Genomic DNA, 12,785 nt, shown 5'->3' on the forward strand with positions numbered 1-12,785 from the left:
TATGTTGGATGAGAGGAGAAGGAAAGATGAAGACGACCAGCTATTATCCGGTGCTGATGACTGGGGACATCGCGGGCACGGCGGATTTTTACGTTGAGCATTTCCGCTTCGAGGCGCTGTTTGCGAGCGACTGGTATGTGCACCTGCGCTCGAGCGAGGACAGGCGCGTCAATCTCGGCATCGTCCAGGGCGACCATGAGACGATCCCGGAGGAGGGGCGGGGACGCACGTCAGGCCTTTTGATCAATTTCGAGGTCCGCGATCCCGACGCCGTTTATGATCGCGTCGTCGCCTCCGGCCTGCCGATCCTTCGCAGCTTGCGCGACGAACCGTTCGGCCAGCGCCATTTCATCACCAGGGATCCCAATGGCGTGCTGATCGATGTCATCAAGCCGATCCCGCCGAGCGAGGAATTCCTGGCGCAGTACGCGGAGGGCACGGCGGGGGTCTGAACGACAGATCCTGCCGGTAGAGAGGGGCCTGGACGGCCGCTTGGCCGTCCCATCCCGCAGCTCCATGACGGCGCTGCCGGGATCGCTGCCTTCATGAATTCTTGCACGGCGCGTGATCAAACAGAATCAACGCGCAGCTCTATCTCATTATTTCAGCTGACTTTTCCCGCGTCAAAATGACACTTTGGCTACCACCGCACGGTGGTCCGACGGCCATGGTGAAACGACGATGTCGGCTTCAGGGGTCTTCTCGCCCACGACGCCGGCGCTGTGAACCTTCAGCGCCTTGGCACGGGCGAAGATGAAGTCGATGCGATCGTGATGGTCTTCCGGATTGCTGGCCTCGGTGGTCGGCGTCCAGGTGATGCCGGGCTTGGCAACCTCATCGGGATAGGCAGCGCGGAAAAGGTCGACAAAGCCCGCTTTCTCCAGCTTGGTGGTGCCTGGCCACGCGACGGCCAGTGGCTGGAAGCCGGCCTTGACCGTGCCCGGCGTCCAGTCGCGGTGCGAAGGCTCGTTGAAGTCGCCGGCGATGAAGACCGCGTCGGCATTGGTTGCGGCATCAGCATCGGCGATCAGTGCATTGAAGGCCTTGCCGCGGGTCGACTCGGCCGACTTGATGGCTTCGTCCGCTGTCTTGAGGAAAGGGGCAGCGCCATATTCGATGTTAAGAAGCTGGTAGGGCTGGTAGGGCGCGTCGTCCAGGTTGACACAAAACACATAGACGCTTCGCCCCTTGACATCGATGGCGACGCCGAGATCGTCCGCTGTCGGCTTGACGATCGGATAACGCGAAATGACGGCATTGGCCCAGATCGCCGGGTTGGCCATGGTCTGGTCGTAGTAATGGAAGCCAAGGGCGGCGGCGATTTTCGGTGCGACGGATTCACCGCGCGGCGTACAGACATCCGCCGTGCAGGGATCACCCTCCAGCCGCGTCTCCGAAATGGCGACGATGTCAGCGCCCGCCGCCCTGATTGCGGCCACGGTTTCATCGACCGGCTTGCCGGCATTGCCGCCACCGCCCCAGATGTTGAACGCCATCATCGTTAGCGACGTGTCGGCGGCCGGTGCATTGCCGCTCGCCGCCGCCAAGACGCCAAGCGCGACCGCCAGTACTTTTGCGTTCATGTCGATTTCCTCTGGGAGTTCTGTTGAGAGTTCTCCCATAAGCTCGCCAGATGGCAAGCCGATGACATGATCCGTGCCGTCGCCGGATTCCGTCCGTCGGCCCTTGTGTGCTCAGCCCCTTGCCACCGGCGTCACCGTCACCTGGCTGACGCCAGTGCGGCGCACCACCGTGCAGAGCGTCTCGCGGCCGATACGCTCGGCATCGAGCACGCGCACGAGGTCGTCGACGCCGGTCACCGGCCGGCCGTCGATCGCCGCGATGATGTCGCCTTCCTTCAGGCCGGCCTTGGCGGCGGGGCTGTTCTTCTCGACGCCGCGCAGGCGCACCGCCGTGTTCGTGGTCACCTGCGACAAGAGCGCGGCTCGGCGCGGCAGGTTGGTGGTGTCGGCGGAAACGCCAATGAAGGCGCGACGCACGCGGCCGAAGCGGATGATCTCCGAAATGACGAAATTGGCGGTGTTGGACGCGACCGCGAAGGCGATGCCCTGAGCGCCATGGATCATGGCGGTGTTGACGCCGATCACTTCGCCCGCCGACGACACCAGCGGGCCGCCGGAATTGCCGGGATTGAGCGCGGCGTCCGTCTGGATGACGTCGTCGATCAGCCGGCCGGTCGAGGCACGCATCGAGCGACCGAGCGCCGAGACGACGCCGGCAGTGACGGTCCATTCGAAACCGAGCGGATTGCCGATGGCGATCGCGATCTGGCCGCGGCGCAGGCGTTTGGAATCGCCGAGCGGCGCGACATCGGCGAAGCTGCCGTCGGCGCGAACCAGCGCGATGTCGGTGTCGGGATCGCGGCCAAGCACGTGGCCCTCGCGCGAGGCGCCATCCGGCATGGTCACGCGCACGGCGCGCGCATCGCCGACGACATGGAAATTGGTGACGACCAGCCCGTCCTGCGCGATCACGAAGCCGGAACCGTGACCGCCGGCGCCGATGCGCTCGATGCGGCAGACGGCCGGACCGATGCGGTCGACGGCCTCGGAAACGGATGCCGAGTAAGCATCGAGTAAAGCGTCATCGGATGGAAGTTTTTCGGCTGCGAAAGCCATGAGCGTGTTCCCTCATAGAATGATGACTATATGTGCGGAGCGGCCAAGGGCGCCGCGACCTGACCAGATGGCCAGTCGGGCCGGTGACTAGCCGTCAGGCGAGTACCCGCGGCTGCGCTAGCGAGCGATATCTGGGTCACCGAACCCAGGAGACAGTCTTATGAGCGACTTCAACCTCAGTGCCTTTTCCGACGCGATCGCCGATGTCGCGGCAACCGCTGCCCCCGCGCTGGCGAGTTTCGTTACGCACCATCATCGGACCGCGAGCGCCTTTCACTGGCGCGACGGCTACTTCGTCACCGCCGAGGAAGCGGTCGAAGCCGGCGAGGAGATCGAATTGACGCTGGCGTCCGGCGAAACCGTGAAGGCAGAGCTTGCCGGCCGCGATCCGTCGACGGGCGTTGCCCTGCTGAAGCCGGCTTCTGGCGCTGCCGGTTTGCCGCAACTCGCTCAGGCCGGCACCGTGCGCCCCGGCAATCTTGCGATTGCCGTCGGCAACAGCGATGGCGACGCGCTTGCCGTGTTCGGCACGGTCGGCGAGGTCGGGCCGGCTTGGCGCTCGATGCGTGGCGGCACGATCGACCGACGCATCAACCTCGCCATCAACACCGGCGGGCGTTTCGAGGGCGGGCCGGTGCTCGACGCCAAGGGCGGCCTGATCGGCATGCTGTTGTTCGGCCCCCGCCGGCGGGCGCTGGTCATGCCTTACGAGACGATCGAGCGCGCGGTTGCCACGCTGCGCGAGAAGGGCCACGTGGCGCGCGGCTATCTCGGCGCCGGGCTGCACCCGATCCGCAATGGCGACACGAAAGGCGCCATGGTGATGAGCCTCGACGACACCGGTCCGGCCAAGGCCGCCGGCCTGCATGTCGGCGACATCGTCGTCTCCTGGAACGGCGAGGCCGTGCATGGCCCGCGCGAGTTGATCCGCAAGCTCGGGCCGGACAGCGCGGGCACCACCGTGACCCTTGGTATCTCGAGCGGCGGCACGCAACGCGACGTCTCGATCACCATCGGCGAGAAGCCGCTGAGCTGAGAGGATCGATGGCGAGCAGCGCGGCGCAAGTGATCGCACGACCGGAACCGTCAGCCCACCGGCTGACGGTGCTGGTGGCGCTCGGCGATGTCCAGCTCGCCGAGCAGCTTGCCGATGCGCTTGCCGCCAGTGACGATCTGCTGCCGACGCTGGCCGGAAGCAGCACCGGCCAGCCGGCGGATGTCGCGGTGACCGACGATGCGGCCTTGGAAAGCCGGGCCGTCGGCTCGGCGATGCCTGTTGTCCTGCTGTCCCGCCGCGGTGGGCACGAACGCTTTCCCGGCAACGTGGTCGCAGTGCTGCCGCCATCGGCAGACGGCCTGTTGATCGCCGCGGCAGCGCGGCTCGCAGCTTCCGGTTATCGCATCGACAGGGCCGGGCCGTCGGAGGTCGCGCATGGCGATTTCCATGACGGGCTCGCGGAAGAAGACGTGCCGGAGGACAATCAGGCGCGTCCGGCCTTGTCGCCGCGCGAGGCGGAGGTGCTGGCGTTGCTGGCCGAAGGCGCCCCGAACAAAGTGATCGCCCGGCGGCTCAACATTTCCGTGCACACGGCGAAGTTCCATGTCGCTGCAATCCTGATCAAGCTCGGCGCCGCCAACCGCACCGATGCGATCGCGATCGCGATGCGGCAGGGGCTGGTTCTGGTATAGGCCATCCGGCGACGCTGCGTAATCCGTCTTACCCCTTGCGCCACAGCTGTCTGCCGCGCAAGTTGCCTCCCTTATTAAAGAGGGAGGCGAAGGATGTCGCTGAGCGAAAAGACGCTGTTCATTTCGGGCGGATCGCGCGGCATCGGGCTGGCGATCGCGCTGCGCGCGGCGCGCGACGGCGCCAATGTGACGATCGCGGCCAAGACCGCCGAGCCGCATCCGAAGCTGCCCGGTACCATCTACACCGCAGCGCAAGAAATCGAGCGGGCCGGCGGCAAGGCACTGCCGGTGATTTGCGACATCCGCGACGAAGCGCAGGTCGCCGAGGCGGTGGCCAAGACGGTCGAAACATTCGGCGGCATCGACATCTGCGTCAACAATGCCAGCGCCATCCAACTCACCGGCACGCTGGAGACCGACATGAAGCGCTACGATCTGATGCATCAGATCAACACGCGCGGTACCTTCCTGGTCTCCAAGATGTGCATTCCGCACCTGAAGTTGGCCAAGAACCCTCACATCCTGAATCTGGCGCCGCCGCTCGACATGAAGGCCAAATGGTTCAAGAACCACGTCGCCTACACGATGGCGAAGTTTGGCATGTCGATGTGCACGCTTGGCATGAGCGCCGAGTTCGCCAAGAATGGCATCGCGGTGAACTCGCTGTGGCCGATCTCGACGATCGATACGGCCGCGGTGCGCAATCTTCTGGGCGGAGCCACGGTGGCTTCGATGAGTCGCTCGCCCGACATCATGGCCGATGCGGCACATGCGATCTTCATGCGCCCGTCGCGCCAGGCGACTGGCAATTTCTACATCGACGAAGAGGTGCTGCGCGCCGAAGGCGTGACGGATTTTTCGGTCTACTCACCGGGCGGGGCCGATCAACTCGCGGGCGACTTCTTTGTTCCCGACGAGGTGTTTGCGAACTCGCAGACGAAAGTCAGAAGAATCTACTGAAGGCGCCGGCGGCCTTAGTCCGCCGCGGCCTTCTTGCCTTTCGCCAACGCCATGACCCGGTCGATATAGGCCAGCATTAGCGCTGAAAGCACGAAGGCCAGGTGCATGATGGTCAGCCACATCAGTTGCTCCGCCGTGTAGGAAGCGTGGTTGAGGAAGATCTGTAGCAGATGGATGGACGAGATCGCGACGATGGTCGACGCGACCTTGACCTTCAGCGAGCCGACATCGATCGTGCCCAGCCAATGGACCTCGCCATCCTGATCGTCGAAGCGGCTGACGAAATTCTCGTAGCCCGAGATTATCACCATCACCACCAGTGAGGCGACAAGCGCAGCGTCGATCAGGCCGAGCATCTTAAGGATCGTATCCGTGTCCCCGAGCGTGAAGACGCTCGTCACGAACTCGTAGAGCTTCTTGCAAAAGGAGAGCGCATAGATCGCCAGCGCGACGCCGAGGCCGAGATAGAAGACGACCAGCAGCCAGCGCGAGGCCAGGATGACGGATTCGATGGCGAGTTCGAGATGCTTCATGAAGGGTTCCGGTCGGATTGCGATAAGTTCGGCCAGACAGGGCCGGCTTTCAAGACAAAAACCCCGCCGGAGAGGGGACCGGCGGGGCTCAGTGTGTCCCGCTGGAGTCGGGACAGGGCAGGGAACGCCCTGCAGGGAATTTGGGTGTCGCAATGCGGCAATTCAATGAGTTAGCCCCAGTCGACAGGATAAATCTTCTTGAGCCAGGGAAGGAAAAGGCCCGTCCGATGCGGACGGGCCTTCATCTCAAGCTCTGAATCCAAAAATCCGATCAGGATCTTGAAATCCAACGCTCATTGCTGGTCACTGTTGCTCGCCACCGGCGCCACCAGCGAGGTGATGCGGCGGATGGCGACCCGGCGGTTCTCGCGGTTCGGACCGGGCGTGTTCACCTTGAGATATTCCTCGCCGTAGCCCTGCGTGGTGAGGTTCTCGGCAGGGATGCCAAAGGCATTCGTGAGCGCCTCGGCAACGGCTTCTGCACGGCGATCCGAGAGGGCAAGATTTGCCTCCGGCGTGCCGACGGCGTCGGTGTGGCCTTCGATCAGGAAGGTCTCGGCCGGATTTTTCTTCAGCAGTTTTTCCATGGCGCTGGCGACGCCATCGAGCTTCTGTACCTCGGTGTCGGAAATCGTCGCCGAGCCGAAGTCGAAGTTCAGCGTGTCGAGATCGATGCGGCGGGCGATGTCGCGCACGCGGGCCGACCGCTTCACCTCGTCGATCGAGTAGAGACGCTGCACCCTTTCCACCGGCGGCTGCTCGAGGAAGGTGTAATAGTCGTCGTCGCTTTCGACATCCTCGGAGTTCAGGATGTAGTCCCGCTGCGGGATGGTCAGCCGCATCGGCGGCAGGTCATCGCCGGGATCACGCCAGTCGCCGTCGCCCTGGTATTGCTGCTCGTCGACATAGCTCAGGATATATTCTCGGCCGTCCGGCATGATGCGCGAACGCTGGATGACATCGCCATAGCGGTTGCGGATGGTGACGACGCGGATGCCGTTGCTTCGTTCGACCGTTTCGCGGGTGCGGCCGCCCGAAAGATCCTCATAGTAGACGTCCCGGGCGCCGCGGGTGATGCGAGGCGCCTCGTTGCTTTCCACGAATGTCTGATTGTTGAACTGGAGGATGACGCGGTCGCCAAACTGCTTGACGACGTCCGCGCCCTGCGGCCGGCGACGCTCACGCACCACCTGCTCTGGCGTAAGGTCGATCCGTTTGCCCTTCTCTTGATCGACGGGAACAATCTTCTCGGGCCTGATCGCCTGCTGCGCGGTCTTGTCGTCGGTGGGCGGGGGACCCTGATCGATCGGAGCCGGCCTCTGGGCCTGCTCGCCGCCTTGCTGCTGTCCAGTCTGATTGGCGGTCTGACCATTGCCGGTCTGGGCATTTCCAGTTTGAGCGCCACCGGTCTGGGCACCGCCGTTCTGGGCGTTGTCGTTGCGGACTCGGTGCTTGCGCACGGCATCTTTCTGGCTGTCGAGGACGGGCGCCTCATTCGGATTGGCGGTTTCGCCCTGCGCGGCCTTGCCGCCATTGGCGGGCTGGTTGTTGTTGGCCGGCTGGTTGCCGTTGGCGGGCTGTTCACCTGTAGCAGGCTGTTGGCCTGTCGCCGGCTGCTCTCCAGTCGTTGGCTGTTCGGTTAACGGCTTCTTGCCGAGCTGCTTCCTACCTAGGGTTTGCTCACCCGTGGTTGGCTGCTGAGTGCCTGTTGCCGGCTGCTCGCCCGTCGCCGGTTGCTGCCCGGTAGCAGGCTGCTCGCCCACCGGCTTCTTGCCGCGTTTCTTCTGGTCCTGGGTCTGCTCGCTCTGAGCCGGCTGCTCGCCATTCTGCAGCGGCTTGGCCTGCGGCACCGGCTCCCCTGTCGGCGACGGCTTTTTGGCCGGCTCGTTGGTCTGCGTCTGCTCGGCCGGGGTGGTTTCGCTCTGCTGGTTCTGCTTGTGCTTCTTCCTGAGTTGGTTGCCGCCTTGCTGATTGTCGTTGGCAGGTGCAGCCTGGTCGGCGGGCGCAGCCTGGCCAGCGGGCTGCTCGGTGGTGGCGCCCTCCGTTTGCTGCTTGGGCTTCTTGCGCAACTGGTTGCCCTGCTGCTGCTGATTATCAGTCGAAGGAGCCAGTTGATCGGCAGGCTGTTCAGCCGGCGCCACTTGCGAGTTGCGCTTCTTGCGCGGCTGCTGATCGTTGGTCGCGGGCTGCCCACCTTGATCTGCTGGCGCGGCCTCGATCTGCTGCTGCTGGTCGCGCTTCTTGCGAGGCTTCAATTGCTGTTCATTGGTCGCAGGCTGGGCGCCTTGATCCGCAGGTGCGGCTTCCATTTGCTGCTGGTCGCGTTTCTTTCGCGGCTTGAATTGCTGCTCGGCCGGGGCGGCTTCACCGGATTGGCCATTATCCATCTGCTGCTGTTCTTGCCGCTTCTTGCGCGGCTTCTGATCGCTCTCGGCAGGCGCGGCTTGTTCGGCTGCCGGCGCCGATTCGCTTTGCTGCTGCTGGCGCTTGTTCTTCTTCGGCTGTTCCGCTCCGCCCTGGGCGCATTGCTCCGCCGATTGGCCTTCTGCGCAAGCCGCCTGAGCGAGGACGAGCGGCGCGCCATGCAGGCTGCCCGAAGCGACACCCCCCTGCAGCGGGTACGCGCCCAACGGCGCGGATGCCATAAGCAGGCCGATTGCCGTGCCCGCCAGAATCCGTGGTTGGCGTTTCATATCAATTTCTCCTAGTGGGGTCCCATCCCTGCCCAAACTTTTATCGACCGGAATTGGTTCCGTCAGGCATTGGCGCCAGCCAAGGATGCCCGGCCGGCCTTTTGAGGGCAATTTCGTGTTTTTCCAATGTTGATAGTGAGTCTGTGTGACAGCAGTGCTTGACCGGAAGGTCGCGGAGGGCCAAATCCACCGAAATGACCGCACCATTCTGGAAAACCAAGACGCTTGAGGCGATGACCCCGGCCGAGTGGGAATCACTTTGCGACGGCTGCGGCAAATGTTGCCTGTCGAAGCTCGAGGACGAGGATACGGGCGAGATCTTCTGGACAAGCGTTGGCTGCCGGCTGTTCGACGCCGAAAGCTGCCGCTGCTCCGACTATGCAAACCGCCTGACGCGCGTGCCCGACTGTGTCGGGCTGACGCCGCGGAATGTGCGTACCATCACCTGGCTGCCAAAGACCTGTGCCTACCGGCTGATCGCCGAGGGCCATGACCTCTACTGGTGGCACAGGCTTGTTTCGGGGAGCGACACGACCGTGCATGAAGCCGGCATTTCGATCCAGGGTCGGGTGAAAGCCAAGGAGACCGATCTGGCCGAGCCGGACGACTACTTTGACTATATACTGGACGACGAACCGTAACCCGGGTCGTACCTTGATGACGAACCCTGAGCGCGCGCTTTTGACGAGCAACGTCGAACCCTATGTGTTCGCGTCTAGGGATTAGCGTTTTTGGCCACGAGCAACGAACCTTGCGCGTTCGGGCTTAGAGCCCGTGGGGGGCGTTTTTGAGTACAAGCGACGAACCCCGGCGGCTTCGCGCTTAGATGAACCGGACATGAATGGATGGTTCGCGGAAAATTCAGACACAAGAAGGCATTGTCCAATCATCGGTTCCATGGACGAAAGCCGACAGCAAGGAGAGAAGACGATGTTCAACATGATCAAGACGGTTGCCCTTTCGGCGCTTGTCGGGCTCGGCACGCTTGCCGCGATTCCGGCACATGCGGACAGCCTCTATCTCGGTTTCGGCAATAACCAGGATCCGCGCTTCGGCGTATATTCGGGCGACGATGACGGCTACTACCGCCGCGACTGGCGCCGTGACCGCGACTGGCGCGGCTGCTCGCCGGAGCGCGCCCTCGACAAGGCCGAGCGCATGGGCCTGCACCGCGCCCGCATCGTCGACATGAGCCGCCGCACCGTCAAGGTGGTCGGCCGCCAGTATGGCGACCGTGTCGTGGTTGTGTTCGCCAACGAGCGCGGCTGCCCGATCATCTATCGCTGAGGCTGAGACGACGATGCTCGCGAGGATCGCCTTTGGGATATGATCTTCTGCGAAGATCAATCTTAAGTATTGGAGCCTCTCGAGGTGAGGCGCGGCTCGAAAAAAGCCCCGGAGGAAACGATCCTCCGGAGCTTTTTGCATGTCGGTCGCGACGCCTGCGGTGCGCCGGCCGATCGTCACTTCAGCTCGAAGGTGACCGTGACCTGGACGTTGTAGGAATTCTCGCCGGCCTGGACCGGCACGGCCGAACGGGCCGCATCGAATGATTTGGCAGCCATCGGCATCGGCACCGGCGCAATATTCTGGTCGGTGATCTCGAGCACCTTGCCCAGGCTGACGCCTGCCGCTTCGGCGAGCGTCTTTGCCTTGGCCATCGCGTCGGCGACGGCCTTCTTGCGCGCCTCGGTGATCGTTGCCTTAGGATCGTCATTGGTGAAGGCGATGCCGCCACCCTGGTTGACGCCGAGCGAAACCGCCTTGTCGAGGATCTCGCCGGTCTTGTCCACGTCGCGTACGCGCACCGACAGCGTGTTGGTCACCTGATAGGCGACGAGTTCGGCCTCCTGGCTGCCGTCGGCCTTGTTGGTGTAGTTGTAGCGCGGGTTGATCTGTATCCCGGCCGTCTGCAGATCGCGCTCGGCAATGCCGGCGGATTTCATCGCCGCGATCACCGCGGCCATGGCGTCGTTGTTGGCGTCGAGCGCTTCGCGGGCGCTCTTGGCCTCGCGCATGACGCTCAGCGAAAGGATCGCCATGTCCGGCGCCACGGTCGCTTCGCCTTCGCCAGATACGACGATGCGGGGTGGGGGCTGTGTGTCAGCGGCGCTTGCCAGCGCCGGGAACGCGACCGCGGCAGCGAGTGCGATAGGCAAAAGATGTCTGGTCATGAAAACTCCTCGATGTCTGGGGTCCGCAGCCCGTGCCGCGCTTGCATCGACCCGGCAAAAGGCATCGATTCCCTGCAATGCGGCGCATGGGCCGGGACCTGTTCACGCACCTTATGGGCGCAAGCCGCTCTACGCAGCGAATATGGGCTGATTTTGGCGGTCTGCGCCATCGCTTTCGAAAGCCTTGTGCGACGATAAGAAAAACACTAAGCCAGCGCGCGTGGGGCCTGTAGCTCAATGGTTAGAGCCGGCGGCTCATAACCGCTTGGTTGGGGGTTCGAGTCCCTCCGGGCCCACCATTATCGTTATTTATCAATGCTTTATAGGGTGGTTCGCCACGAGGTTCGCCAATAGGTTCGCCAAGCATCGGCTTGCGAGTCACGAGACGCACGACTCGATCCATCCCTTGGACCGCTAGCCGAACCTGCGAGGCCTCGCGCGAATAGAGCTCGGCATGATCGATGTCGTCGTGGCCGAGCACATCCATGAGCTGCCTGGTTGAGGCCTCTGCTTCCGCCAGATAAACGCCAAGCGACTTTCTCAGCCCATGCAGGGTTAAGCCTTTCGGCAAGCCGGCAAGCTTGCACCAATGCGCCATCATTCCAGTCAGCGACTTGGCGGAGAACGGCTCCCCATAGCCGTTAACCAGGACGGTCTCGCCACGTCTGTCGGCCGCATCCAGGATCTCAGACAGCATCGGTGTGATCGGCACGAAAAGCCGCTTGCCGCCCGTTCGTCCCTTATTTTTGGCCTGAACGATATCAAACCCGTCGAAGTGACGCTCGACACCGTCGATGAAGACTCGGCGGGTGACCCTCTGGTCCCAGCGCAGGCCCGCGACGTCGCCGCGGCGGTTGCCGAGCCAAAGCGCCAAGCCGTAACAGGTGCGTGCCGCCGTGCCCAGCTGCCAACGGTTTTCGAACTGCGCCATCGCCTCGCGCGGCCACGCTTTCCAGCCGGCATAGGCGGGCCGCCACTCGACCGCCGCTGTGGGATCGATTTCGATCCAGTCTTGCCTTAGCGCGACATAGACTAGCTTGCGTATACCGACCAATAAGTGTTTGGCCTTGTGGGGCGTGGCGATGAAGCGGCCAAGAAGCTCTTCAACATGGATGCGTCTAAGGTTCTTAACCGCTACATCCCGCCAGATGAGCGGGTGATCAGGGACCACTCGCAGGTCCAGAAACTCTTCGATCAGACGCGTGTTCTTGCGCTTGCTGGCTTCGTCAAGCGCCAGCCACTTGACCGAGATCTTCAACCGTTGAAATGCCGCTCCGAACGTGCCGGGCAGGGCGGCTCCAGGCATGCGGACGACCGGAGCCTTGGGGACTTTCCGGCCTTCGACCGCTGCTTGGTAGGCATCCTTGAAACCGGGTTGGTTTGGCGCCGGCAGACTGACAACACGCTCCTTCGTCCGATAGCGCCAGCGACGTTTGCCGTGGCGATCGGTGTAGGAGGAAAGGCCAGGATATTTGTCGGTCATGGCGGAATGAATCTATTCCCTGCGATGATTCCCTTGCAACAGGAAGTCGACGATATTGTCTTCATCGTCTCCAGGTAGTTCGCCAAAGGCCGCTTCGAGTTTGAGCCGATCCCAAATCACGCGACCGTCAACTTTCTTCGGCTTCGGCATGCGGCGGTCAGCAACCATCTGGTCGAATTTGGTTATGCCCACGCCAACATATCGGGCGGCTTCTTCACGTGAGAGACCTCGAGGGGGATAGGAGAAAGACTCGCTTTTCATGATCTTGCTGCCGGCATCCTTCCGTTCAAGATCAGGGTCTAGATTGTATCAATCTCCGCCGGAAGGGCGCCGATCAAGTCCTGCGGTGGATTGCGGTCACGGCGTATAAATAGGATGGTTGTCTGACTTCAGGGGTTCGAGTCGGGAGACCGTTACATCCCTAGACCCACTATCGAACAAGCACTCTTCTGCTATCGGCGACGCTCTGCATAGAGCGTGAATGTCGCTTGAGATCGCTCGGATGGTGATTGTTGGTCCACGGTCTCGATTGGCAAACTGGCCTGCTGCCGGTTTCGTGGACACCGAGATAAGGTGTTTGACGGAACTGGAGAGTGGGAATGCAAAGAAGGAAG

The 12,785-nt window shown here is 62.8% G+C and carries 13 protein-coding genes, 1 tRNA gene and 1 pseudogene; 8 read left to right on the forward strand and 7 right to left on the reverse strand.

Annotation, left to right across the window (positions count from 1 at the left end; genetic code table 11):
- Nucleotides 1–26 precede the first annotated feature (26 nt).
- The gene (locus P9272_RS23130; protein ID WP_128258293.1) at nucleotides 27–452 is read left to right on the forward strand and encodes a VOC family protein; all 426 of its coding nucleotides are present in this window, start codon (nucleotides 27–29) and stop codon (nucleotides 450–452) included.
- Between the two features lie 171 nt (nucleotides 453–623).
- On the opposite strand, the gene P9272_RS23135 is transcribed toward P9272_RS23130, so the two are convergent.
- Entirely contained in the window at nucleotides 624–1,583 is a 960-nt protein-coding gene (locus tag P9272_RS23135) for an endonuclease/exonuclease/phosphatase family protein (RefSeq protein ID WP_278162314.1), read from the reverse strand.
- A 111-nt stretch (nucleotides 1,584–1,694) separates the two neighbouring features.
- Nucleotides 1,695–2,639 (reverse strand): trypsin-like peptidase domain-containing protein, encoded by a 945-nt coding sequence (locus P9272_RS23140; protein WP_128258291.1) that lies wholly within the window; start codon nucleotides 2,637–2,639, stop codon nucleotides 1,695–1,697.
- 160 nt (nucleotides 2,640–2,799) lie between these two features.
- Between P9272_RS23140 and P9272_RS23145 the strand changes: the two genes are divergently transcribed.
- The 3 genes from P9272_RS23145 to P9272_RS23155 all read left to right on the forward strand — a co-directional run bounded on the left by P9272_RS23145 (nucleotide 2,800) and on the right by P9272_RS23155 (nucleotide 5,288).
- A complete protein-coding gene (locus P9272_RS23145) occupies nucleotides 2,800–3,675 on the forward strand; it encodes a S1C family serine protease (RefSeq protein ID WP_278162315.1) in 876 nt (291 codons plus the stop codon).
- An 8-nt stretch (nucleotides 3,676–3,683) separates the two neighbouring features.
- The gene (locus P9272_RS23150; RefSeq protein ID WP_278162316.1) at nucleotides 3,684–4,328 is read left to right on the forward strand and encodes a helix-turn-helix transcriptional regulator; all 645 of its coding nucleotides are present in this window, start codon (nucleotides 3,684–3,686) and stop codon (nucleotides 4,326–4,328) included.
- A gap of 93 nt (nucleotides 4,329–4,421) precedes the next feature.
- Complete coding sequence (locus tag P9272_RS23155; RefSeq protein WP_128258288.1) at nucleotides 4,422–5,288, forward strand: NAD(P)-dependent oxidoreductase; 867 nt, start codon at nucleotides 4,422–4,424, stop codon at nucleotides 5,286–5,288.
- A 14-nt stretch (nucleotides 5,289–5,302) separates the two neighbouring features.
- Here P9272_RS23155 and P9272_RS23160 read toward each other — a convergent pair whose 3' ends face one another.
- Both P9272_RS23160 and P9272_RS23165 read right to left on the reverse strand, forming a co-directional pair.
- Entirely contained in the window at nucleotides 5,303–5,821 is a 519-nt protein-coding gene (locus P9272_RS23160; protein ID WP_128258287.1) for a TIGR00645 family protein, read from the reverse strand.
- A 293-nt stretch (nucleotides 5,822–6,114) separates the two neighbouring features.
- Entirely contained in the window at nucleotides 6,115–8,625 is a 2,511-nt protein-coding gene (locus P9272_RS23165; RefSeq protein WP_347404062.1) for an OmpA family protein, read from the reverse strand.
- A gap of 83 nt (nucleotides 8,626–8,708) precedes the next feature.
- Between P9272_RS23165 and P9272_RS23170 the strand changes: the two genes are divergently transcribed.
- Together P9272_RS23170 and P9272_RS23175 are read left to right on the forward strand one after the other, a co-directional pair.
- Entirely contained in the window at nucleotides 8,709–9,155 is a 447-nt protein-coding gene (locus P9272_RS23170; RefSeq protein WP_128258286.1) for a YcgN family cysteine cluster protein, read from the forward strand.
- Between the two features lie 289 nt (nucleotides 9,156–9,444).
- Nucleotides 9,445–9,801 (forward strand): hypothetical protein, encoded by a 357-nt coding sequence (locus tag P9272_RS23175; RefSeq protein WP_128258285.1) that lies wholly within the window; start codon nucleotides 9,445–9,447, stop codon nucleotides 9,799–9,801.
- Between the two features lie 176 nt (nucleotides 9,802–9,977).
- Here the strand turns inward: P9272_RS23175 and P9272_RS23180 are convergent, their stop codons facing one another.
- Nucleotides 9,978–10,688, reverse strand: coding sequence for an SIMPL domain-containing protein (locus P9272_RS23180; RefSeq protein ID WP_128258284.1), 711 nt, complete (start codon nucleotides 10,686–10,688; stop codon nucleotides 9,978–9,980).
- A 223-nt stretch (nucleotides 10,689–10,911) separates the two neighbouring features.
- On the opposite strand from P9272_RS23180, the gene P9272_RS23185 reads away from it, so the two are divergent.
- Nucleotides 10,912–10,987 (forward strand) — tRNA-Ile (locus P9272_RS23185).
- Nucleotides 10,988–11,178: 191 nt separating this feature from the next.
- Here the strand turns inward: P9272_RS23185 and P9272_RS23190 are convergent.
- Nucleotides 11,179–11,619, reverse strand: a pseudogene (locus P9272_RS23190) (tyrosine-type recombinase/integrase); the annotation flags it as partial.
- Between the two features lie 126 nt (nucleotides 11,620–11,745).
- Between P9272_RS23190 and P9272_RS23195 the strand changes: the two are divergent.
- A complete protein-coding gene (locus tag P9272_RS23195; protein ID WP_278162325.1) occupies nucleotides 11,746–12,249 on the forward strand; it encodes a hypothetical protein in 504 nt (167 codons plus the stop codon).
- Here the strand turns inward: P9272_RS23195 and P9272_RS23200 are convergent.
- On the reverse strand, nucleotides 12,184–12,432 hold the full coding sequence (locus tag P9272_RS23200) for a hypothetical protein (protein ID WP_278162317.1): 249 nt from the start codon (nucleotides 12,430–12,432) through the stop codon (nucleotides 12,184–12,186). The two genes, P9272_RS23195 and P9272_RS23200, sit on opposite strands and share 66 nt — an antisense overlap.
- Nucleotides 12,433–12,785 lie beyond the last annotated feature (353 nt).

Origin of the sequence: Mesorhizobium sp. WSM4976, from assembly GCF_029625685.1 — a bacterium.
GTDB lineage: Bacteria > Pseudomonadota > Alphaproteobacteria > Rhizobiales > Rhizobiaceae > Mesorhizobium.